This is a genomic window from Curvibacter fontanus, assembly GCF_054780335.1.
Map to the genome: position 1 here is coordinate 65,941 of NZ_BAAGWN010000011.1, position 22,220 is coordinate 88,160.

The 22,220-nt window shown below is 67.8% G+C and carries 18 protein-coding genes; all 18 read right to left on the minus strand.

What is annotated here, in order from left to right; all coding sequences use genetic code 11:
* Window positions 1-10: 10 nt before the first annotated feature.
* Window positions 11-2,329 carry a putative bifunctional diguanylate cyclase/phosphodiesterase gene (locus ACYVH8_RS06435; protein ID WP_460488053.1) on the minus strand — a complete coding sequence of 773 codons (2,319 nt, stop codon included), beginning with the start codon at window positions 2,327-2,329 and terminating at the stop codon, window positions 11-13.
* Window positions 2,326-2,928 (minus strand): methylamine utilization protein, encoded by a 603-nt coding sequence (locus ACYVH8_RS06440; RefSeq protein WP_460488054.1) that lies wholly within the window; start codon window positions 2,926-2,928, stop codon window positions 2,326-2,328. The genes ACYVH8_RS06435 and ACYVH8_RS06440 overlap by 4 nt, the downstream gene beginning before the upstream one ends.
* Before the next feature lie 4 nt (window positions 2,929-2,932).
* A complete protein-coding gene (locus ACYVH8_RS06445) occupies window positions 2,933-3,817 on the minus strand; it encodes a DUF4394 domain-containing protein (RefSeq protein ID WP_460488055.1) in 885 nt (294 codons plus the stop codon).
* A 131-nt stretch (window positions 3,818-3,948) separates the two neighbouring features.
* On the minus strand, window positions 3,949-5,181 hold the full coding sequence (ftsZ, locus tag ACYVH8_RS06450; RefSeq protein WP_460488056.1) for a cell division protein FtsZ: 1,233 nt from the start codon (window positions 5,179-5,181) through the stop codon (window positions 3,949-3,951).
* A 142-nt stretch (window positions 5,182-5,323) separates the two neighbouring features.
* Complete coding sequence (gene ftsA / locus ACYVH8_RS06455; RefSeq protein WP_460488057.1) at window positions 5,324-6,553, minus strand: cell division protein FtsA; 1,230 nt, start codon at window positions 6,551-6,553, stop codon at window positions 5,324-5,326.
* A gap of 27 nt (window positions 6,554-6,580) precedes the next feature.
* Entirely contained in the window at window positions 6,581-7,372 is a 792-nt protein-coding gene (locus tag ACYVH8_RS06460) for a cell division protein FtsQ/DivIB (RefSeq protein WP_460488058.1), read from the minus strand.
* Window positions 7,369-8,310, minus strand: a complete 942-nt coding sequence (locus ACYVH8_RS06465; RefSeq protein WP_460488059.1) for a D-alanine--D-alanine ligase — start codon at window positions 8,308-8,310, stop codon at window positions 7,369-7,371. Before ACYVH8_RS06465 ends, ACYVH8_RS06460 begins: the two co-directional genes overlap by 4 nt.
* A gap of 169 nt (window positions 8,311-8,479) precedes the next feature.
* Entirely contained in the window at window positions 8,480-9,883 is a 1,404-nt protein-coding gene (gene murC, locus ACYVH8_RS06470; RefSeq protein ID WP_460488060.1) for a UDP-N-acetylmuramate--L-alanine ligase, read from the minus strand.
* Window positions 9,884-9,947: 64 nt separating this feature from the next.
* Window positions 9,948-11,009 (minus strand): undecaprenyldiphospho-muramoylpentapeptide beta-N-acetylglucosaminyltransferase, encoded by a 1,062-nt coding sequence (gene murG, locus ACYVH8_RS06475; RefSeq protein ID WP_460488061.1) that lies wholly within the window; start codon window positions 11,007-11,009, stop codon window positions 9,948-9,950.
* Window positions 11,006-12,256, minus strand: a complete 1,251-nt coding sequence (ftsW, locus tag ACYVH8_RS06480; RefSeq protein ID WP_460488062.1) for a putative lipid II flippase FtsW — start codon at window positions 12,254-12,256, stop codon at window positions 11,006-11,008. The genes murG and ftsW overlap by 4 nt, the downstream gene beginning before the upstream one ends.
* Window positions 12,257-12,365: 109 nt before the next feature.
* Window positions 12,366-13,868, minus strand: a complete 1,503-nt coding sequence (murD, locus tag ACYVH8_RS06485) for a UDP-N-acetylmuramoyl-L-alanine--D-glutamate ligase (RefSeq protein ID WP_460488259.1) — start codon at window positions 13,866-13,868, stop codon at window positions 12,366-12,368.
* 377 nt (window positions 13,869-14,245) lie between these two features.
* Window positions 14,246-15,424 carry a phospho-N-acetylmuramoyl-pentapeptide-transferase gene (gene mraY / locus ACYVH8_RS06490; protein WP_460488063.1) on the minus strand — a complete coding sequence of 393 codons (1,179 nt, stop codon included), beginning with the start codon at window positions 15,422-15,424 and terminating at the stop codon, window positions 14,246-14,248.
* Window positions 15,414-16,820 carry a UDP-N-acetylmuramoyl-tripeptide--D-alanyl-D-alanine ligase gene (locus tag ACYVH8_RS06495; protein ID WP_460488260.1) on the minus strand — a complete coding sequence of 469 codons (1,407 nt, stop codon included), beginning with the start codon at window positions 16,818-16,820 and terminating at the stop codon, window positions 15,414-15,416. The genes mraY and ACYVH8_RS06495 overlap by 11 nt, the downstream gene beginning before the upstream one ends.
* A 76-nt stretch (window positions 16,821-16,896) precedes the next feature.
* Window positions 16,897-18,417 carry a UDP-N-acetylmuramoyl-L-alanyl-D-glutamate--2,6-diaminopimelate ligase gene (locus tag ACYVH8_RS06500; protein WP_460488064.1) on the minus strand — a complete coding sequence of 507 codons (1,521 nt, stop codon included), beginning with the start codon at window positions 18,415-18,417 and terminating at the stop codon, window positions 16,897-16,899.
* On the minus strand, window positions 18,411-20,150 hold the full coding sequence (locus tag ACYVH8_RS06505; RefSeq protein ID WP_460488065.1) for a peptidoglycan D,D-transpeptidase FtsI family protein: 1,740 nt from the start codon (window positions 20,148-20,150) through the stop codon (window positions 18,411-18,413). Before ACYVH8_RS06505 ends, ACYVH8_RS06500 begins: the two co-directional genes overlap by 7 nt.
* 58 nt (window positions 20,151-20,208) lie before the next feature.
* The gene (ftsL, locus tag ACYVH8_RS06510; RefSeq protein WP_460488066.1) at window positions 20,209-20,538 is read right to left on the minus strand and encodes a cell division protein FtsL; all 330 of its coding nucleotides are present in this window, start codon (window positions 20,536-20,538) and stop codon (window positions 20,209-20,211) included.
* 124 nt (window positions 20,539-20,662) lie between these two features.
* Window positions 20,663-21,601, minus strand: coding sequence for a 16S rRNA (cytosine(1402)-N(4))-methyltransferase RsmH (rsmH, locus tag ACYVH8_RS06515; RefSeq protein ID WP_460488067.1), 939 nt, complete (start codon window positions 21,599-21,601; stop codon window positions 20,663-20,665).
* 9 nt (window positions 21,602-21,610) lie between these two features.
* The gene (gene mraZ, locus ACYVH8_RS06520) at window positions 21,611-22,039 is read right to left on the minus strand and encodes a division/cell wall cluster transcriptional repressor MraZ (protein WP_460488261.1); all 429 of its coding nucleotides are present in this window, start codon (window positions 22,037-22,039) and stop codon (window positions 21,611-21,613) included.
* Between the last annotated feature and the right edge of the window lie 181 nt (window positions 22,040-22,220).

The window sequence follows — 22,220 nt, forward strand, 5'->3', positions numbered from 1 at the left end:
GGACCCGATTCTACTTTCTCAGCCATGCCATGAAGGCCGGTGCGGGCATGGGGCGGCTGAGGTGATATCCCTGCACCTCGTCGCAGCCCAGCACGCGCAAACGCTCCAGGATGGCGGCGTTTTCGACCCCCTCGGCCACCACACTCAGGCCCAGGTTGTGGGCGAGATCGATGGTGGAGCGCACGATGATGGCGTCGCCCTCGTCGCTCTCCATGCCCATCACGAAGGACTTGTCGATCTTGAGCTCGTCCACCGGCAGGCGCTTGAGGTAGGCCAGGGAGGAATAGCCTGTGCCAAAGTCGTCGATGGACAATTTGAATCCCTGCTCGGACAGGCGGTTGAGCATGGCTTCGGCGCGCTGCGGGTCGTCCATGATGGCGCTTTCGGTGATCTCGAGGCAGAAGGCGGCGGCCGGCACACCGTGCACCTCCAGCATGCGGCCCAGGCGCGCACTGAGTTCCAGGTCCAGCAGGTCACGCGTGGACAGGTTGACCGAAACGCGCAGGCCCGCGGCCTGCGGCGTGGCCAGCAGGCGCGCGGTCTCGTCGAACATCCAGAGCGTGAGCTGGCGGATGTAGCCGGTCTGTTCGGCAAAGGGTATGAACTGCATGGGCGGCACCAGGCCGCGCTGCGGGTGCTCCCAGCGCACCAGGGCCTCGGCCGCGTGCGTGTGGCCGTCGGCCAGGCTCACCTTGGGCTGCAGGAAGAGACGCAGCTCGCCCTGGTCCACCGCGCGGCGCAGCTCGGTCAGCAGGGAGAGGGTCTGGGTGCTGGCCGAGTCATAAACCGGGTCGTAGCGCAGCGGCCCTTCGAGCTTGCGCTTGGCCACGTACATGGCGATCTCGGAACGGCTCAGCAGCGTATCGACATCCTGCGCGTCGGCGGGCCAGCAGGCGATGCCGATGCCCGCGCTCAGGTCCACGGTCTGCTCGGCGATGGCCAGCGGCACTTCCAGGCTGCGCGCCACGGCGGCGGCCATGGCGAGCGCCTGCGCCGGGCTGCCCGGCTCCAGCAGCAGGGCGAACTCATTGCCGCCCAGACGCGCCACCACGCCTGAGGCCTCGCCCAGCACATCGGCCAGCTTGCCCGCCACGGTCTTGAGCAGCTGGTCGCCGAAGGCATACCCGAGCACGTCGTTGACGTGCTTGAAACGGTCCAGGTCCAGGGTGACGATGGCCAGCTCCGCACCCTCTGCGCTGCGGATGATGGACTGCTGCACCGAGTCGCGGAAGTTCTCCCGGTTGGGCAGACCGGTCAAGCGGTCCCAGTAGGCCAGGTGCCGGATCTCGGCCTGCTGCGCGGCGATGTCCAGGCGCATGCGGTCGAAAGAGCGCGCCAGGTTGCCGATCTCGTCCTGGCGCTCGACGTCTTCGAGTGGCACGCTGTAGTCGCCGCGTGAAAGCCGCTGCGTGGCCACCAGCAGGGAGCGCAGCGGCGTGGCCAGGCGACGCGCCATCAGGCCGCTGCCCAGGGCCACCAGCAACACACCGCCCACGGTGATGACAGCCAGCAGGATCTGCAGATTGCGGTAGGGCGCCACCACGTCGTCCATGGAGCGCAAGAGCAGCACCCGGGTCTCGCCCCCCACGGCATTGAGCTTGATCTCGCGCACCAGCAGGGTCGCACCGTCGGCCTCCAGTTCGCGCACCTCGCCCTTCATGCCCTGGAGCATGTCCAGCGCCTGCGGATCCAGTGTGCTGACCGGCGCCGCCAGCTTGCCATCGCTCTGGCGCACCTGCAGCACCAGCTGCACCTTGAGCAGGCGCTGCATCTCCTCGGCCAGCGGCGGGCCCACGGGGAAACCCATCAGCACCCACCCCACCACCAGAGGCGCGCGCATGGGCACCATGACCAGCTGGTAGGGGCGCCCGTCCACCACCACGATGCGCCCGCCCTGGGCGGGCTCGGCCAGCGCCGGGGCCAGGCCGGCCAGGATGGCGGAAAGATCGGCGCCGGGCGTGTCCGCACTGACCGCACGCACGCGCAAGCCGGTGTCCAGCAGCGCCGTGATGGCCGCACCGATACGCTCGCCATGGTTCTGCAGGGCCGAGCTGATGGTGTCCAGATCGTCCGAGCTGACCGCCGAGCGGAAACCGTAATCGGCCGCCAGCAGGGCGGCGCTCTGGCGCAGCTTCTCGGCGTTCTGGTCCAGCAGGCGCAGCCAGACTTTTTCACCGGTATCGAACTCACGCGCGATCTGCATGCGGGCATTGCGCGCGATGCTGTCGCGCACCACGAAGAAACCCGCCAACTGCACAAAAAGCAGCAACAGCAGCGACAGGCCGACCAGTCGGGTGATGAGGCTGCGCCGGTTGAAAACGAACTTCATGGCCGCACACCCGTCATGCGCACGCTCACGTCCAGCTGCCCCTCGGCCGGCACGCTCACGGCCTGGTCCAGCGCCGGCGCGCCCACGGGCAGGCCGGCATGCCAGCTGCGCAGGCGGTAGCTGCCCGGCGGCAGCTTGTCCAGCACGAGCTGGCCCTTTTCTGTCGTGCGGCCGAAGTAGGGTGTGTCGACGATCACGATCCAGCCCACCATCTGGTCATGGATATTGCAGCCCAGCACCGCGATGCCGGGCTGGTCGAAGAGCACCGGCTTGGTCGGCGTACCGATGTAGAGCTTGAGTTCGAACTTCTTGACGGGCGAGAAGGAATAGACGTGGTGCCGCACCGTGTCGCGGTTGGGGAAGTTCACCTCGGTGCCGGTGCTCACCACCAGCACCTGTGGCACGAACTGCCTGCCGGCCTGCCCCATCTCGGCGCCCTCGGTCGGCCGCACCTGGCGGCGCGCCTGCGCCGACTCCAGGAACACCACCGCCTCGGGCAAGGGACGGTCGGCGCCATCACGCACCTCCACCCTCAGCGTGCCGGCCTGGACCGGCAGGACCAGCGCCAGCAGGAAACCGATGGACAGGCGCAACGCCACGGCCTCAGGGCTCGATGGCCATGCCGGCCAGGGGCTCGCCCTGGCCGATCAAGCCGATCTCGGTGGCACGTCCGCTGGCCAGATCCACCTGGTACAGACGCGTCTGGGTCTGACCGGCGAGCCGGGCCGCGAGCAGGGCCGTGTTGGCGATGTCCGAAATATCGAAGTGCGCTTCGGCCAGGGCACCCGTGCCCAGCAGGCCCACGGTGCGCAGCTGGCCCGTGTTGGGCGAGATCACCGGTTCGGCCCCTTCGGCCGAACCCTGCATGAGCAGGGCGCCCAGCGCGCGGTCGATCACGTAGTTGGTGGTGATCTTCTCGTTCTTCCTGTTGTAGGTGTAGGCCACGCCGGACACATCCGGCGTGCGACCGGCATGGCGGTCGCCGGCCACATAGTGCAGGCCGCCGTCGAGCTGCAGGCCAGGCTGGGCCGGGTTGCCGTCGACCACGGCATTTGTTTCGGGGTGCAGGCGCAGGCTCTGTCCGCTGCTGCTGAGCACGCGGATGCGGTCCACCGTGGGGTTGAAGTCAAAACCCGTCACGCCGCCCTGCACGGGCCAGGGCACGGGCGCGGCGGCGGCCACCGGCGCCAGTCGGGCCTGCGCCGTGTCGATGGTGTAGAGCCGGCCGCTGTCGGCCAGCGCAAAGAGCACACCACGCGCCACGCGGTAGTCGATGCCGCGCAGGCTTTCACCGGGCGCCAGGCCGCTGAGGCTGCGGCGCTCCAGCACCTGCCCGGGACGGTCCGACTTGAAACGGATCAGCTCGTGCTGCCGGGTCACGGCATACACGGTTTCCTGCGGCACGCTCACCCTGCCCACGGCACAGGCCGAGAGCACCAGGGCCAGGCCCGAAGCCAGGGCAAGGAAGGGACGTCGATGCAAGCTCATAGGAGTCACTCCTGTCGGTCAAAAAAATCGATGCCGCCCGCGCATGCGGCTTGCATGCCGGGGCGGCCCTGATGATCGATCCTAGACCAAGTCGCGCCCCGCCGCTACCTGCGGGGCACAAACCACCTCACTCAGTCAGCCTGTTTGCGCAGAAAGGCCGGAATCTCGAAATCGTCCATGCCACCGGACGACAGCGCATCCACCTTGGCCGCGGCCTGGGTGCGGTCGCGCGTGCGCCAGACGCTCGGTGTGGCCATGGCGTTGTAGTCGGGCTGGGCTGCGCCGGGGGCGGCGGCCGGCGTGCCCGGGGCCACGGCATGGTTCAGCGTGGGCACCTGAAAAGGCACGTTGTCGGTGCCGGTGCGCAGCACCTGCAGCGGCGGCGCGGTGCGGCGCACACCCTGGCGCGACAGGCCGGTGGCCACCACGGTGATGCGGATGTTGTCCGCCAGGCTGTCGTCATAGGCCGTGCCGTAGATCACGTGCGCATCCGACGAGGAGTAGGCGCGGATGGTGTCCATGGCCAGGCGGGATTCCTTCAGCTTGAGCGAACCCTTGGCCGCGGAAATCAGCACCAGCACGCCCTTGGCGCCCGAGAGGTCGATGCCCTCCAGCAAAGGGCAGGCCACGGCCTGCTCGGCGGCGATGCGCGCGCGGTCCGGGCCGCTGGCCACGGCCGTGCCCATCATGGCCTTGCCGGGCTCACCCATGACCGTGCGCACGTCCTCGAAGTCGACGTTGATTTCGCCCGGCACATTGATGATTTCTGCAATGCCGCCCACCGCGTTTTTCAGCACGTCGTTGGCGTGGGCAAAAGCGGCTTCCTGGCTGACGTCGTCACCCAGCACCTCCATCAGCTTCTCGTTGAGCACGACGATCAGCGAGTCGACATTGGCTTCCAGCTCGACCAGGCCGGCGTCGGCGTTGGTCATGCGGCGGCCGCCTTCGAAGTCGAAAGGCTTGGTGACCACACCCACGGTCAGGATGCCCATTTCCTTGGCCACGCGTGCGATCACGGGGGCCGCGCCGGTGCCGGTGCCTCCGCCCATGCCGGCGGTGATGAACAGCATGTGCGCACCCTCGATCGCGGCACGCACGTCCTCCACCGCCGCTTCGGCGGCCTCGCGGCCCTTCTCGGGCTTGCTGCCTGCGCCCAGGCCGCTGCCGCCGAGCTGGATGACCTTGTGCGCGCTGCTGCGGCTCAGGGCCTGCGCGTCGGTGTTGGCGCAGATGAACTCCACGCCCTGGACTTCGCGCTGGATCATGTGCTCGACGGCGTTGCCGCCGCCCCCGCCCACGCCGATGACCTTGATCTGGGTGCCCAGATTGAAGGCTGCCTCTTCAAACATTTCGATGCCGTCCATGGTGCTTCTCCTTAATATGCAATTGCCTTGATGTGTCTCGATTCGATGCTTCGCTGAACGCTCAGCCCGGCGGTCCCGTGCACCGCCGTCGCTGATGGGGACTTCCCCTTGCCAACCAGAGCCTGTGTTTCATGTGGAGGACCTAAAAATTCCCGATGAACCAGTCCTTGACGCGGCCCATGGCGTTTTTCATGGAGCCATGTTTCTGCGCCACCTTGTAACCACGCAGGCGCGCCAGACGCGCCTCCTCGAGCAGGCCCATGACGGTGGCCGCGCGCGGCTGGCCCACCATGTCGGACAGGGCCCCGCTGTACTTGGGCAGGCCGCGGCGCACGGGCTTGAGAAAGATGTCCTCGCCCAGTTCGATCATGCCGGGCATGATGGAGCTGCCGCCGGTGAGCACGATGCCCGAGGACAGCACTTCCTCGCAGCCCGAATCGCGCAGCACCTGCTGCACCAGTGAAAAGATCTCTTCGATGCGCGGTTCGATCACGCCGGCCAGGGCCTGTCGGCTCAGCATGCGCGGGCCGCGGTCGCCCAGGCCCGGCACTTCGACCTGGACGTCGGGGTCGGCCAGCAGCTGTTTGGCGAAGCCGCTCTCGACCTTGATGTCCTCGGCGTCCTTGGTCGGTGTGCGCAGGGCCATGGCGATGTCGCTGGTGATCAGGTCGCCGGCGATCGGGATCACCGAGGTGTAGCGGATGGCCCCGCCCGTGAACACCGCCACGTCGGTGGTGCCCGCGCCGATGTCCACGCAGGCCACGCCCAGTTCCTTCTCGTCGTCGGTCAGCACCGAGAGGCTGGAGGCCAGGGGATTGAGCATGAGCTGCTCCACCTCCAGGCCGCAGCGGCGCACGCACTTGATGATGTTCTCGGCCGCGCTCTGCGCGCCGGTCACGATGTGCACCTTGGCCTCCAGGCGGATGCCGCTCATGCCGATGGGCTCGCGCACGTCCTGCCCGTCGATGATGAATTCCTGCGGCTCGACCAGCAGCAGGCGCTGATCGGTCGAGATGTTGATGGCCTTGGCCGTCTCCACCACACGCGCCACGTCGGCGCCGCTGACCTCGCGGTCCTTCACGGCCACCATGCCGCTGGAGTTGATGCCGCGGATGTGGCTGCCCGTGATGCCGGTGTAGACGCGGGTGATCTTGCAGTCGGCCATCAGCTCGGCCTCTTTCAGGGCCTGCTGGATGCTGTGCACGGTGGCGTCGATGTTCACCACCACGCCGCGTTTGAGCCCGTTGCTCGGCGCCACCCCGAGGCCGGCGAGCTTGAGCTCGCCGCCGGGCAGCACCTCGGCCACCACCACCATCACCTTGGCGGTGCCGATGTCGAGTCCGACGACCAGATCCTTGTACTCTTTTGCCATGTCGTGGGTCCTGCTGTATCTTTGTTCCTAGTTCTTCCTGGACGCGGCCTGCGCCGTCACCGTGCTCACGCCGCGCAGCCGCAGCGCGTAACCCTGCGCATAACGCAGGTCGGCGCCTTCCAGCGCATCGAGCTTGCGGCCGTGATGGGCCGCCACCTGCGTCACCGTGCCGAGAAACTGCCGCGCCCGCGCCGTGAGTTCGGGCACGTCGCCACTGCCCAGTTCGATGGCCGCTGCGCTGGCCAGCTGCAACTCCCAGTTGCCGCGCCCGCTCAGCGTCAGCCGCTCGATGGGCAGGTCCAGCGCCTCGAACAGGGGCCGCAGTTCGCGGTACATGGCCAGCACCTGGGCCGACTGCTCGACCGGCCCGTCCAGGCGCGGCAGTTCGTCCTGTTCGATCTCACCCAGGTTGGCCTCGAACACCTCGCCATAGCTGTTGACGAGGGTCGACTCGCCCTCCTCGCCCCAGTAGGCCACGGCCTGGTGTTCCTGCAGGATCACGCGCAGGCGATTGGGAAATTCACGTTGCACCACGGCCCGCCGCACCCAGGGCACGGACTCGAAGGCCAGGCGCACGGCGTTGAGGTCCACCGTCAGGAAGGTGCCCTTGAGTTGCGAGCCCACGTGCGCGCGCAGCGTCAGCGCACTGGTATGGCTGATATCGCCCAGCACCGTCAGACCCCGGATCGCGAACACCGGGTGCTGCACCAGCCAGCGCCCGCCCGTGCCCAGGCCCAGCAGCATGAAACCCAGCAGCAGCAGATTGGCTGTCAGGTTCATGAGCTTGACGTCGAGGGGAACGGGCAGGGGGTGGGTCATGCGTGCGCCCCTCCGTGGTCCAGCGCGGCCGCCTGCAGCAGCAACACGCACAGGTCTTCGTAGCTGATACCGGCGGCCCGTGCCGACATGGGCACCAGGGAATGCCCGGTCATGCCGGGCGCGGTGTTGATCTCCAGCAACCAGGGCTTGCGCGTTTTTGCGTCGATCATCACGTCGGCCCGCGCCCAGCCGCGGCAACCCAGCACCGCGTAGGCCTGCAGCACCAGCTGCTGGACATGCGCCTCCTCGCCCGCCTGCAGGCCGCAGGGCACCAGGTACTTCACCTCGTCGGTGAAGTACTTGTTCTGGTAGTCGTAGTTGCCGTCGGGCGCGACGATGCGGATCACCGGCAGCGCACGCGCCTGCGCGCCGCTGCCCAGCACGGGCACCGTGACCTCTTCCCCGCTGATGAACTGCTCGCACAGCACCTGCTCGTCCACCTGCGCGGCCCTGGCATAAGCCTCGTCGCATTCGCCGGCCGACATCACCTTGGTGAGGCCGATGGACGAACCTTCGCGTGCGGGCTTGACGATCATGGGTGCACCCAGTTCGGCCAGGGCTGCGCGCGTGGCAGCGGCACTGGCCACCTTCTGCCACCTCGGCGTGGGCAGGCCCTCGGCCAGCCAGATGCGCTTGGTCATGACCTTGTCGATGGCGATGCTGGAGGCCATCACGCCCGAGCCCGTGTAAGGAATGCCCAGCAGTTCCAGCGCGCCCTGCACCGTGCCGTCCTCGCCGAAGCGACCATGCAGCGCGATGAAACAACGCGCAAAGCCCTCGCGCTTGAGCTCGCCGAGATCACGCAAGGAGGGATCGAAGGCGTGGGCATCCACCCCGCGCGACAGCAAGGCCTGGAGCACACCCGTGCCCGACATGATCGAGATGTCGCGCTCGGCGGAGGACCCGCCCATGAGCACGGCAACTTTTCCTAAATCCACTTCGTCTCCTCGCTTCTTTCACATGACGCCCGCTGCGCGGGCATGACTTCGTCGCGGCGCGACTTCCATGACGGCGCGGCAGACGCCATGACGAAAGTCATGCGGGCGCAGCCCGCATCATCAAGACGCCGAAGGCGCGAGGTCATGCCCGCGCAGCGGGCGTCATCATTCATCGCTGCCCCCCGAGATCCACCACCCGGGCTGGAACCCCACCGATGGAGCCCGCCCCCATGCACATGACGACATCGCCGTCGCGTGCGTTGTCCAGGATCGCCTGCGGCATGGCCGCGATGTCGTCCACGAAGACCGGTTCCAGCTTGCCGGCCACACGCAGCGCGCGCGCCAGGCTGCGGCCATCGGCCGCCACGATGGGGGCCTCGCCCGCGGCATAGACCTCGGCCAGCAGCACGGCATCGGCCTCGCCGATGACCTTGACAAAATCCTCGAAGCAGTCGCGCGTGCGCGTGTAACGGTGCGGCTGGAAGGCCAGCACCAGGCGCCGCCCGGGGAAGGCGCCGCGCGCCGCGGCCAGCGTGGCCGCCATCTCCACCGGGTGGTGGCCGTAGTCGTCGATCAGCGTGAAACTGCCGCCGTCTTTGGCCTTCACTTCGCCATAACGCTGGAAACGCCGGCCCACGCCCTTGAATTCGGCCAGGGCCTTGCGCAGCGCGGTGTCGGCAATGTCCAGCTCGGCCGCCACCGCGATCGCCGAGAGTGCGTTGAGCACGTTGTGCCGGCCCGGCAGGTTGAGCACCACGTCCAGGTCCGGCAGCACCACGCCATTGCGCCGCTGCACGGTGAAGTGCATCTGGCCGGCCACGGCTCGCACGTTCACCGCGCGCACCTGGGCCTGCTCGTTGAAGCCATAACTCGTGATGGGGCAGTTGACCTCGGACACGATCTCGCGCACCGCGGCGTCGTCCGTGCACAGGATGGCCGTGCCGTAAAAGGGCATGCGGTGCAGGAAATCGACAAAGGCTTTCTTGAGATTGCCGAAGTCGTGCCCGTAGGTCTCCATGTGGTCGGCGTCGATATTGGTCACGACGGCCATCACGGGCAGCAGATTGAGGAAGGAGGCGTCGCTCTCGTCGGCTTCGACCACGATGTAGTCGCCGCTGCCCAGGCGGGCGTTGGCGCCGGCGCTGTTGAGGCGCCCGCCGATCACGAAGGTCGGGTCCAGCCCGGCCTCGGCCAGCACGCTGGCCACGAGACTGGTGGTGGTGGTCTTGCCGTGGGTGCCCGCGATGGCGATGCCCTGCTTGAGGCGCATGAGCTCGGCCAGCATGACGGCGCGCGGCACGATGGGGATGCGTTTCTCTCGCGCGGCCAGCACCTCCGGATTGTCGGGCTTGACGGCCGTGGACGTGACCACGGCATCGGCGCCGGTGATGTTGCCCGGTGCGTGACCCACGCAGGTCTTGATGCCCAGTCCACCCAGGCGCTTGAGCGTGGCGCTGTCGCTGAGGTCCGAACCCGAAATGGCATAACCCAGGTTGTGCAGCACCTCGGCGATGCCGGACATGCCGGAGCCGCCCACGCCGACGAAATGAATGTGCTTGATCGCGTGCTTCACAGCGCCTCCTTCATTTTGGTGGCACTTCTGTTTCTCGACGAAATGGATGTGTGGATCGCGTGCTTCATCGTGCCAGCTCCTCGCAGGCGGCGACCACCTGTGCGGTGGCCTCGGTCCGGGCCAGCTTGCTCGCCTGCTCGGCCCAGCGCAGCAGCGTGCTGCGGTCCGTGCCCTGCAGCAGTTCGGCCAGTCGTTCTGGCGTCATGTCGTTCTGGGCCAACAGGAGCCCGCCTCCCTGGTCCACCAGAAAGCGGGCGTTGGCGGTCTGGTGGTCGTCCACCGCCGCCGGGAAGGGCACAAAGATGGCAGCCGCACCCACCGCGGCGATCTCGGTCACGGTGCTGGCGCCGGCGCGGCAAAGCACCAGATCGGCTGCCGCAAAGGCCTGTGCCGTGTCGTCGATGAAGGGCGTCAGTTCGGCCTGCACGCCGGCCGCCGCGTAGTTGGCGCGCAGCGCATCGATCTGCGTCGCCCCGCTCTGGTGGATGACCTGCGGCCGCTGCGCGGCGGGGATCAGGGCCAGGGCGCGCGGCACAACCTCATTGAGCGCCCGGGCGCCCAGGCTGCCGCCCACCACCAGCAGGCGCAGTGGTCCGCTGCGTGCGGCAAAACGCGCCGCCGGCGCAGGCTGGCGCAGGAAGGCAGCGCGCAGCGGATTGCCCACCCACTGCGCCTTTTTCATCACCCCCGGGAAAGCGCTGAACACACGGTCGGCCACGCCGGCCAGCACCTTGTTGGCCATGCCCGCCACCGAGTTCTGCTCGTGCAGCACCAGGGGTTTGCCCAGCAGCACCCCCATCATCCCCGCCGGAAAGGTGATGTAGCCTCCCAGGCCGATCACCACGTCGGGTTTGACACGACGGATCACCCCGATGCTCTGGCCAAAAGCCTTGAGCAGGCGCAGGGGCAGCAAGGCCAGGGTCAGCGGGCCCTTGCCACGCACCCCGCCGAAATCGATGCTCTCGAAGGCGAAACCGTGCGGCGGCACCAGCCGGCCCTCCATGCCGCTCTGGTTGCCCAGCCAGTGCACGCGCCAGCCGCGTTCGCGCAGGGCCTCGGCTACCGCCAGACCCGGGAAGATGTGCCCGCCGGTTCCGCCCGCCATCACAAGGGCGCACTTGCTCATGCCCGCCCCCCATGCATGAGTTGCCGGTTCTCATAGTCGATTCTGAGAACGATGGCCACCGCCACCATGTTCATCAGGATGGCCGAACCGCCGTAGCTCATGAAGGGCAGGGTCAGGCCCTTGGTCGGCAGGGCGCCGAGGTTCACGCCCATGTTGATGAAGGCCTGGAAACCCATCCACACGCCCACGCCCTGGGCCACGAGGCCGGCGAAGACGCGGTCCAGCGCGATGGCCTGGCGGCCGATGTGCATGACACGGCGGGTCAGCCAGAAGAACAGCGCGACGATGGTGAGCACGCCCAGCAGGCCGAACTCCTCGCCGATCACGGCCAGCAGGAAGTCGGTGTGCGCCTCGGGCAACCAGTGCAGCTTCTCGACGCTGCCGCCCAGACCCACACCGAAGATCTGGCCGCGCCCGAAGGCGATCAGCGAGTGCGAGAGCTGGTAACCCTTGCCCAGGGTGTGGCGCTCGTCCCAGGGGTTGAGGTAGGCGAAGATGCGTTCGCGCCGCCACTCGCTCAGCGCGATCATCAGCACGAAGGCCACCAGCAGGATGGCCGCGATCAGGAAGAACATGCGTGCGTTGACGCCACCCAGGAAAAGGATGCCCATGGCGATGACCGCGATCACCATGAAGGCGCCCATGTCGGGCTCGGCCAGCAGCAGCACGCCGATCAGCGCCACGGCCGCCCCCATGGGCGCGACGGCGCGGAAGAAATGCTCCTTCACGTCCATCTTGCGCACCATGTAGTCGGCCGCATACAGCAGCACGGCCAGCTTGGCCAGCTCCGAGGGTTGGAAGTTCATCACGCCCAGCGAGATCCAGCGCCGTGCGCCGTTCACGCCCTTGCCGATGCCGGGAATCAGCACGGCCAGCAGCAGCGCCAGGGCGGTCAGCAGCAGCCAGGGCGCCATCTTTTCCCATTTCGCCATGGGGATCTGGAAAGCAATCAGGGCCAGCACAAAGGCCACCGCCAGCGAGAGCAGGTGGCGGCTCAGGAAGTGCGTGTGCGCGTAACGGCCGAACCTGGGGTTGTCGGGCAGCGCAATGGAGGCCGAGTAGACCATCACCAGACCCCAGGCCAGCAGGGTGACCACGACCCAGATCAGCGCATGATCGAAGTCGGACAGGCGCACGGGCTGGCTGCCGCTGCGTCCGTAGCCCTGCGGCCCCAGACGCACGGGCAGGGCATCGGTCGCCGGCGCGGCGCCGAACCAGCCACGCAGGCGCTGCGTCAGCGCGCTCATACCCGGCCTCCTGTCGATGACGCCCGCTGCGCCCGCATGACGTCAGCCATTTCGTCATCGATGCCGCGCAGCGGCGAGGTCATGCGTCCGCAGAGCGCGTCATAGGCACTCATGCCAGCCCCCCTTCATCCGACAGGGTCTGCACGGCCTCGACGAAGACGCGTGCGCGGTGCTCGTAGTTGTCGAACATGTCGAAGCTCGCGCAGGCCGGCGACAGCAGCACGGCGTCCCCCGCCTGCGCCTGTTGCCGCGCCAGGGCCACGGCCCCGGGCAGGGTGGTGGCGTCGAGCAGAGGCACCCCGGCGCTCTGCACCGCCGCGCGGATGGCCGGCGCGTCGCGACCGATCAGCACGGCCGCCCGCGCATAACGCTGCACCGGTGCGTACAAGGGCGTGAAGTCCTGGCCCTTGCCGTCACCACCCAGGATGACCACGATGCGGCGCTCGGCGCCCAGGCCGGTGAGGGCGGCCACAGTCGCGCCGACATTGGTGCCCTTGCTGTCGTCGAAGTACTCGACCCCGTTCACGATCGCGACCGGCTCGACCCGGTGAGGCTCGCCGCGGTATTCGCGCAGGCCGTAGAGCATGGGGCCCAAGGCGCAGCCGGCGGCCTGGGCCAGGGCCAGCGCGGCCAGGGCATTGGTGGCGTTGTGGCGGCCGCGGATGCGCAGGGCGTCGGCCGGCATCAGGCGCTGGATGAAGATCTCTTCCTCTTCACCCTTTTTCCGTTTCTGCGTCTCGTCGGCCTCCTGCGCGCGCACCAGCCAGGCCATGCCGTTGACCATCTCGATGCCGTAGTCACCCGGGCGCTGCGGCATCTCGGCCCCGAAGCTCAGGTACTCGCGCCACTGCGGCTTTTGCAGCTTGACGCGCACCGGTTCGGGCAGCATGGCCATCACCGCCGCATCGTCGCGGTTGAGCACCAGCAGGCCCTGACTGCCGAAGATGCGCGCCTTGGCCGCCCCGTAAGACGCCATGCTGCCGTGCCAGTCCAGATGGTCCTGCGTGAGGTTCAGCACCACGGCCGCCGTGGGCTCGAAACCCTGCGTACCGTCGAGCTGGAAGCTGGAGAGCTCCAGCACCCAGACCTCGGGCAGGGTGCCGGCATCGATGTGCCGGGCCAGCACGTCGAGCAGATTGGGACCGATATTGCCCGCCACCGCCACGGTCTTCTCCGCATGGGCCACCAGCTGGCCGGTCAGCGAGGTCACGGTGGTCTTGCCGTTGGTGCCTGTGATGGCCAGCACCTTGGGGGCATAGGCCCGCTCGGCCCGCAGATCGCGCAAGGCGCGCGCAAACAGGTCCAGCTCACCGCCGACCCACAGGCCGATGGACTGCGCGGCCAACCAGACCGGCGCCACTGCGGCCGGCGCCAGGCCCGGGCTCTTGAAGACGGCACGGATGCCCTGCCCCTCGACCAGGCCGGCCTCGAAAGCGCCCGCACGGAATTCGACCTGCGGCAACTCGGCCTGCAGCTGGGCCAGCTGGGGCGGTGTCTCACGGGTATCGGCCACCGTCACACGGGCACCCTGGCGCACGCACCAGCGGACCATGGCCAGGCCCGAAGCACCCAGGCCCAGCACGAGCACATGCTGGCCTTGCAGAGGTGACACCACGGGCTCGGGCGCCGGCTCGCTGGCGGAGGCCTCCTCCTGCGATGCGGCACTGTTGTTGTCATCCGGCGCGACCGGCGCCGGCGCCGTTGGCTCGGGCGTACCCGCATCGGTGAACAGTTGGGCGACAAAGGCCGCAGCGTCACGCGCGGCCGTCAGGGTCTCGGGCAGGGGGCGCTTGGCCGGCTTGCCGGTCGCGGGCACGGAAACCCGGGGTTCGGCATCGACAGAAGACGGCGGCGCATCCTGTCCGCTATCAGGCGCAGGGGCATCGTTCGCGCCCTGCGTGGGCACATTTGCCGTCGGCAAAGACACCGAAGCCGCCTCATCCTGAGGCGGCAGCAGCCGGGGCTGATCGTCGGGTCGGTCGTTTTCGTTCATCGCAGTTTCAAGGTCGACAGGCCCACCAGGCACAGCAGCATGGTGATGATCCAGAAGCGCACGACCACCTGGGTCTCCTTCCAGCCGCTCTTCTCGAAGTGGTGGTGCAACGGGGCCATCTTGAACAGGCGCCGGCCCTCGCCGTGTTTCCTCTTCGTGTACTTGAACCAGCTCACCTGCAGCATCACGCTCAGGGCCTCGGCCACGAAGATGCCGCCCATGATGGCCAGCACGATCTCCTGACGCACGATGACGGCGATCGTTCCCAGCGCGCCGCCCAGGGCCAGCGCGCCCACGTCACCCATGAAGACCTGGGCCGGATGCGTGTTGAACCAGAGGAAGGCCAGGCCCGCACCGGCCATGGCCGAGCAGAAGATCAGCACCTCACCCGAGCCCGGGATGTGCGGGAAGAACAGGTACTTGGAATAGACCGCGCTGCCGGTCACGTAGGCAAAGACACCGAGCGCCGAGCCGACCATGACCACCGGCATGATGGCCAGGCCGTCCAGGCCGTCGGTCAGGTTCACCGCATTGCTGGCCCCGACGATGACCAGATAGGTCAGCACGACGAAGCCGATCACACCCAGCGGGTAGCTGACCTCTTTGAAGAAAGGAAGCAGCAGGCCGGCTTTCGCCGGCAGATCGACCGAGAAACCCGAACGAACCCAGGTGACGAATAACTCCCAAACGCCCTGGTTGCTGCTGCCGGAAATCGAGAAGACAAGGTAGAAGGCGGTGATCAGCCCGATCACCGACTGCCAGAAATACTTTTCGCGCGAACGCATGCCCTCGGGGTCCTTGTTGACCACCTTGCGCCAGTCGTCCACCCAGCCGATCGCGCCGAAACCCAGGGTGACCGCCAGCACGATCCAGACGAAGCGGTTGGACCAGTCGAACCACAAGAGGGTCGAGATGCCGATGGCCATGAGAATGAGCACGCCACCCATGGTGGGCGTGCCGCTTTTGGACAGGTGCGTCTCCATGCCGTAACCGCGCACGGGCTGGCCGATCTTGAGCTCACGCAGACGCCGGATCACCCAGGGTCCGGCCACCAGACCGATCAGCAGCGCGGTCAGCGCGGCCATCACGGCGCGGAAGGTCAGGTACTGGAAGACCCGGAAGTAGCCGAATTCGGGCGAGATGGTCTGGAGCCACTGGGCCAGGCTAAGCAGCATGATGTTCTTCCTTGTTCTGTTCGGCGTGCGCGCTCACCGCCTGCACCACCCGCTCCATGCGCATGAAGCGCGAGCCCTTGACCAGCAGGCTGGCCAGATCAGGCAGGACCTGCAGCACGGCGGCGTTCAGCGCCTCGACGTCGCTGAAATGGCGCGCCCCTTGAAAGTGCGCCACGCTATGTGCGGTCTGCTCCCCCAGGGCGTAGAGCTGCTCGATGCCGCGCTCGCGCGCGTAGGCGCCGACCTCGGCATGGAAACGCGGGCCCTCGCTGCCCACTTCGCCCATGTCACCGAGCACCAGCAGATGCGGGCCCGGCAGACCGGCCAGCACGTCGATCGCGGCGCGCACCGAATCCGGGTTGGCGTTGTAGCTGTCGTCCACCAGGGTCAGGGTGCGGCCGCCGAGCTGGAGCGCGAGCGCGAGCGAACGGCCCTTGACCGGCTCGAAGGCCTCCAGCCCCAGGGCGATGTGCGACAGGGGAATCCCCGCCGCCAGCGCGCAGGCGGCGGCGGCCAGCGAGTTCTTGACGTTGTGCAGGCCGGCCACGTGCAGCCTGTACTGCAGCGGGCCGGCCGGGGTGCGCGCCTGGACCTGCCAGGCCGCGCCGCTCCACTGGGGCGTGACGCAGCTGAGATCGGCCGCGTCGGCCCGCTCCGTGATGGCGAAGGTGAGTTGCGGCCGCGCACCGGCGAGTTCATGCCACAGGGTGCTGTACGCGTCATCGGCCGGGAACACGGCCGTGCCGCTGCCCCCCAGCGCCGAGATCACCGAACCGTTCTCGCGTGCCACGGCCTCGATGCTGGCCATGAACTCCAGGTGCTCGCGTTGCGCGTTGTTGACCAGGGCCACCGTGGGCTGGGCCATGCCGGCCAGCAGGGCGATCTCGCCCGGGTGGTTCATGCCCAGCTCGACCACGGCCTGCTGGTGCGTGCCGCGCAGACGCAGCAGGGTCAGCGGCACACCGATCTCGTTGTTGAGGTTGCCTTCGGTGGCCAGGGTGGCCTGCGGCTTCCAGGCCCGCAGGATGGCGGCGATCATCTGCGTCACCGTGGTCTTGCCGTTGCTGCCGGTCACGGCGATCAGCGGCAGCTTGTGTAACGCGCGCCAGCCCGTGGCGAGCTGGCCCAGCGCCCGTTTGCCGTCGCTCACGACCAGGCCGCTCAGGCCCGAGGCGCGCAGGGCCGCCTCGTCGCTGCACAGGGCTGCCACCGCGCCGGCATGCTGGGCCTGGGCGATGAAAGTGTTGCCGTCGAAACGCTCGCCCTGGAGCGCCACGAACAGGTCGCCATGCTGCAGGGTGCGCGTGTCGCTGTGCACGCGCTGCACACCGACCAGGCCATCACCCACCAGGCGCACGCCGGCCAGCCAGGGCAGGGCCTGCTGCAGATTGAACATGATGGTATGGGCGCTCACTGGATAACCTCCGTGCTGTGCACTGCGGTGCGAGCGCCTTCGGACGGCCGGGCGGCGCTCATGCGGCCGCTCCTGTCGCGCGGGCGCGCAGGGCCTGCCGCACCTGCTGCCGGTCCGAGAAAGGCGCACGCACACCGGCCGTTTCCTGGTAGTCCTCGTGGCCCTTGCCGGCCACCAGCACCACATCGCGCGCATCGGCCCGGCCCAGCGCGAGAGCGATGGCCTGCGCCCGATCGGGTTCGACCTGCACCGCGCCATGGCCCCTCAGGCCCGGACGGATCTGCGCCACGATGGCCTCCGGGGCCTCGCTGCGGGGGTTGTCACTGGTCAACACGATGTGATCCGCATGCTGTGCCGCCGCCGCACCCATGAGCGGACGCTTGTGCGGATCACGGTCGCCGCCGCAGCCGAACACGCACCAGAGCCGGCCACCGCGTTGTGTTGCCAGCGGCTTGAGGGTCTGTAAAACCTGGACCAGCGCATCGGGCGTGTGCGCGTAATCCACCACGGCCAGCGGCAGATCGACACCGCCCTGAAATTCCATGCGTCCTGGCACCGGCTGAAGCTCGTGACAGGCGAGCACCGCGTCGACCAGCGGGACACCCAGGGTACGCAGCGTGGCGATCACGCCGAGCAGATTGCTCACGTTGTAGTCGCCCAGGGTCTGCGTGGTCAGCGGAAGGCGGGTCTCGCCTTCGCAGACCAGGAACTGCACGCCGCGTGCTCCCATATGGATGTCTTGCGCGTACAGGCGCGCACCGGCATCTGCCCGCAGGGAAACCGTCCACAGGTCCAGCGCACGGGCCGCCAGCGTCGCTGCCAGCGCGATGCCCTTGGGGTCGTCGAGGTTGATCACCGCTGCACGCAGGCCCGGCCAGTCGAACAGCTCGGCCTTGGCCAGCCAGTAAGCCTCCATGCTGCCGTGGTAGTCCAGGTGGTCCTGCGTGAAATTGGTGAAGATGGCCGTGCGGATGTGCGTGCCGTCCAGGCGCCGTTCGGCGATGCCGATGGACGAGGCCTCGATGGCGCAGGCGGCCAGGCCTTCGTCGACGAAACGGCGCAGGGTCTGCTGCAGCAGCACGGGGTCGGGTGTGGTCAGGCCGGTGCTCACCACGGCGGCCTCGTTCTGCGCGCCCGGCGCCGGCACGCGTCCCACACCCAGGGTGCCGATCAGGCCGCAGGGCACGCCCGGCTGCAAGGCCTCCAGCGCCTGCGCCAGCCACCAGCTGGTCGAGGTCTTGCCATTGGTGCCCGTGACGGCCAGCACCCCGAGCTGCTGCGAGGGCTGTTCGTAATAGGCTGCGGCGATCGGGCCGCTGGCGGCTTTCAAGCCGCTGTAGCTTGCGATGCGTTCGTCGGCAAAGTCGTAGGGTTCAGCGCCACTGCGCTCGACCAGGCAGGCCAGCGCCCCCTGGGCCAGCACGCCCGGCACGAACTGGCGGGCGTCGCGCGCCGCGCCGGGCCAGGCGATGAAACCGTCCCCCGCAACCACCCGACGGCTGTCGGTCTGCAAGGCGCCACGCACGCGGCCGCGCAGCCATTGGGCGGCCTGGATCGGGTTGTGGAGTTCGGTCACCATGGGCCGCCCTCCCCCACATGCGCCACGATCTGCGGCTTGACCTCGATGTCGGGCTGTACGCCCAGCAGGTGCAGGGTCTGCTGCACCGTCTCGCTGAACACCGGGGCGGCCACGTCCCCGCCGTAGTACTTGCCGGCATCGGGCTCGTCGATCAGCACGGCGACGATGATGCGCGGGCTGGCGATCGGCGCCAGGCCGACAAAGAAGCTGCGGTATTTCTTGTCGGCGTAACCGCGGCCTTCCTGCTTGCGCGCGGTGCCGGTCTTGCCGCCCACCGAGTAGCCCATGGTCTGGGCCTTGGGCGCCGTGCCGCCCGGGCCGGTGGCCAGCTGCAACATCTGGCGCACGGCCCGCGCGTGACGCGCCTGCACCAGGCGCACGCCGGTCACCGGCCCCTGGGCCTTTTGCAGCGTCACGGGGATCAGCTCGCCGTCGTGCGCGAAGACAGTGTAGGCATGGGCCAGCTGCACCAGGCTCAGCGACAGGCCGTAACCGTAGCTCATGGTGGCGTGTTCGATGGGCTTCCAGGTCTTCCAGGGACGCAGGCGGCCACTGACCGCCCCCGGGAAGGGCAGTTGCGGACGCTGGCCGAAGCCGACCTGGCTGTACATCTCCCACAGATCACGCGCCGGCATCTGCATGGCCAGTTTCACCATGCCGATGTTGCTGGACTTCTGCACCACCTCGCTGACCGTCAGCGCGGCATAGGTATGGGTGTCGCTGATGGTGGCGCCGCCGAAACTCAGCCGGCCGTTGCTGCTGATCTGGACCGAGGTGGCCGGTGTGACCAGGCCCTTCTCCAGCGCCAGCGCGGCCACAAAGGGTTTGACCGTGGAGCCCGGCTCGAAGGAATCGGTCAGGGCGCGGTTGCGCAAGGCGTCCTTGAAACCCTGGCGCTTGCCCGGCGTGTAGCTGGGGTAGTTGGCCAGCGCCAGCATCTCGCCGGTCCGGGCGTCGAGCACCACCACGCTGCCCGCCTTGGCCTGGTTGTCGCGCACGGCCTGCTTGAGGCGCTGGAAGGCGAAGAACTGGATCTTGTTGTCGATGGACAGCTGCACATCGCGCCCTTCGACCGGCGGCACCTGCGCACCCACGGCCTCGATCACGCTGCCCAGGCGGTCCTTGATGACACGGCGCGAGCCGGGTTTGCCAGCCAGGGTCTGGTTGAAGGCCAGCTCCACGCCCTCCTGGCCCTGGTCCTCCACGCTCGTGAAACCGACCAGGTGCGCGGCGACTTCGCCCTCGGGGTACTGGCGTTTGTATTCCTTGCGCTGGTAGATGCCCTTGATGCCGAGATCGGCGATCTGCCTGGCCACGTTCTCATCGACCTGGCGCTTGAGCCAGACAAAGGTCTTGTCCTCGTCCTCGAGCCTGCGGTTCAGATCGACCAGCGGCATCTCCAGCAGGCGGGCCAGGCGCTGCAGCTGCTTCGGATCGCGCTCCACGTCCTCGGGGATGGCCCAGATGCTGGGCGCCAGCACGCTGGTGGCGAGGATCTGGCCGTTGCGGTCCAGGATGCGGCCGCGGTTGGCGGGCAGCTCCAGGGTGCGCGCGAAACGCACCTGCCCCTGCTTCTGGAAGAAATCGTTGGAGATGACCTGGATATAGGCGGCGCGCCCGGCCAGCACCACAAAGGCCAGCGCGATCATGGCCACCACGAACTTGCTGCGCCACACCGGCGTGCGGCTGGCCAGCAAGGGGCTGGAGGTGTACTGGATGCTGCGGCTGCTCACAGGCACACCTCCACCTTGCAGGCTGCGGTGCCATCGGCCTTGGGGACGGCCCGGCGGCTCATTGGAGTCGCCCCCCGGAAACCCGCGGCTGCACGACAGCGCTGCCGGGCACGCTGCCGCCATAGGGCTGGTAACTCACGTAGTCGGTGATGGCCGGCGTGGCCGCACGCATGTCGAGCTTGTCCTTGGCCAGTTTCTCGACACGCTGCACCGTGGCCTGCTGACGCTTCTCAAGCTCCAGCTGCTCGCGCTCGGTCTCGATGCGGCGCGCGTCCAGCACGGCACGGTCGAGCTCGGAAAACAGGCGGCGCGAATCGTACTGCACGCTCACGAGGTAGAGCGCGCTGGCGAGCACGGCCAGGAGCAGCATCAAGTTGACCCGCGTCATGCTGATATGACCCCCACGGTTGCCCACTGCGTGTGGCGCCCTGCCCCCCGAGGGGGCCGCGTTTCACCTTGGGACGGCCCGGCGGTGAAACCACCCGCGATGCTGAGCCTGTTGACTTCGCCGCTCATGCTTCTGTCCTCACGGCCACACGCATGATGGCGCTGCGCGCGCGCGGATTGGCCGCCACCTCGACCGCGCCTGGCTTGATGCGGTCGATGGCGCGCAGCTTCATGGGCTTCGGCGCGGCAAAAGGCGCGCGGCGGTCGTAGACCTCACGCGAGTTCTGCGCGATGAACTGTTTGACGATGCGGTCTTCCAGCGAATGGAAACTGATCACGACCAGCCGTCCTCCGGGTTGCAGTACATCGAGACTTGCCTCTAGCGCTTCTTGCAGCTCCTCAAGCTCGGCGTTGATGAAAATCCGAAAAGCCTGAAATGTGCGCGTTGCAGGGTTCTGGCCCGGCTCGCGGGTTTTGACCGTGTCAGCCACGAGCTGGGCCAGTTCACCGGTGCTTGAAACTGGGCCCCGCTCCTGTCGGCGCGCCACAATCGCCTTTGCAATCTGGCCAGCAAACCGTTCTTCACCGTAGTCACGTATCACCTCCGCGATCTGTCGGGTTTCGGCTGTCGCCAGCCACTGCGCCACGCTCTGGCCCCGCGTGGTGTCCATGCGCATGTCCAGCGGCCCGTCGAAACGGAAGCTGAAGCCGCGGGTCGGGTCGTCGATCTGGGGCGAACTCACGCCCAGGTCCATCAGCACGCCGTCCGCGCTGGCCGGCGACAGTTCGTGCAGATGCCGGAAGCCCTGGTGGCGGATGGAGAAGCGTGTGTCGCTGATCGTGTGCGCCTCGGCAATGGCCTGCGGATCCTTGTCGAAGGCGGTCAGCCGCCCTTGTGGCGACAGCCTCGACAGGAGCAGGCGGGCGTGCCCGCCGCGACCGAAGGTGGCGTCGACATAGTGGCCGTCGGCCGGCTCGGCGGCCGACTCGTCCGGCTTGTTGAGCAAGGCTGTGATCGCTTCGTTCAACAAGACGGTGGTGTGTGTCCATGGGGCGTTTTCCACCGTCTTCCTTCAGAAGGAGAAGTCCTTGAAGACGTCGGGCATGTCGCCCTGCATGGCCTGGGCCTCCTGCGCGTCGTAACTCGCCTTGTCCCAGAGCTCGAAGTGGTTGCCCATGCCCAGCAGCATGGTGTCGCGCACGATGCCGGCGGCGGCGCGCAGTTCGGGCGAGACCAGCACACGACCGGTGCTGTCCATCTCCACGTCCATGGCATTGCCCAGGAAGATGCGCTTCCACCACTGGGCCGCCATGGGCAGCGCAGCGATGCGCTCGCGGAACTTCTCCCACTCGGGCCGGGGAAAGACCATCAGGCAGCCATGCGGGTGGCGGGTGATGGTGAGCTGGCCGGCGGCCATGGCGCTGAGCACGTCACGGTGCCGGGTCGGCACCGACAGCCGCCCCTTGGCATCCAGACTCAGCGACGAAGCCCCTTGAAACACGCGCACAACCCCTTTTTCTGCACCAGTACGGGAGGGCGAAAAGCGCGAGCGCACTTTTCACCACTTAATTCCACTTTTTTGCACTGTATCAGCAAAACATCACTGAGCAAGGGGTGAGTCAGAAAAATTTCAATGAAATCAAGGACTTAGAAACACTTTCATACAATTATCGCGCTTGAAA

Excerpts from the sequence above, each read along its gene's own strand:
- ACYVH8_RS06445 (WP_460488055.1), bottom strand. The coding sequence starts at position 3,817 with ATGAGCTTGCATCGACGTCCCTTCCTTGCCCTGGCTTCGGGCCTGGCC.
- ftsW (WP_460488062.1), bottom strand. The coding sequence starts at position 12,256 with ATGAGCGCGCTGACGCAGCGCCTGCGTGGCTGGTTCGGCGCCGCGCCG.
- mraY (WP_460488063.1), bottom strand. The coding sequence starts at position 15,424 with ATGCTGCTTAGCCTGGCCCAGTGGCTCCAGACCATCTCGCCCGAATTC.
- ACYVH8_RS06435 (WP_460488053.1), bottom strand. The coding sequence starts at position 2,329 with ATGAAGTTCGTTTTCAACCGGCGCAGCCTCATCACCCGACTGGTCGGC.
- ACYVH8_RS06500 (WP_460488064.1), bottom strand. The coding sequence starts at position 18,417 with ATGGTGACCGAACTCCACAACCCGATCCAGGCCGCCCAATGGCTGCGC.
- ACYVH8_RS06495 (WP_460488260.1), bottom strand. The coding sequence starts at position 16,820 with ATGTTCAATCTGCAGCAGGCCCTGCCCTGGCTGGCCGGCGTGCGCCTG.
- murG (WP_460488061.1), bottom strand. The coding sequence starts at position 11,009 with ATGAGCAAGTGCGCCCTTGTGATGGCGGGCGGAACCGGCGGGCACATC.
- ftsZ (WP_460488056.1), bottom strand. The coding sequence starts at position 5,181 with ATGGACGGCATCGAAATGTTTGAAGAGGCAGCCTTCAATCTGGGCACC.
- ftsL (WP_460488066.1), bottom strand. The coding sequence starts at position 20,538 with ATGACGCGGGTCAACTTGATGCTGCTCCTGGCCGTGCTCGCCAGCGCG.
- ACYVH8_RS06460 (WP_460488058.1), bottom strand. The coding sequence starts at position 7,372 with ATGACCCACCCCCTGCCCGTTCCCCTCGACGTCAAGCTCATGAACCTG.
- ftsA (WP_460488057.1), bottom strand. The coding sequence starts at position 6,553 with ATGGCAAAAGAGTACAAGGATCTGGTCGTCGGACTCGACATCGGCACC.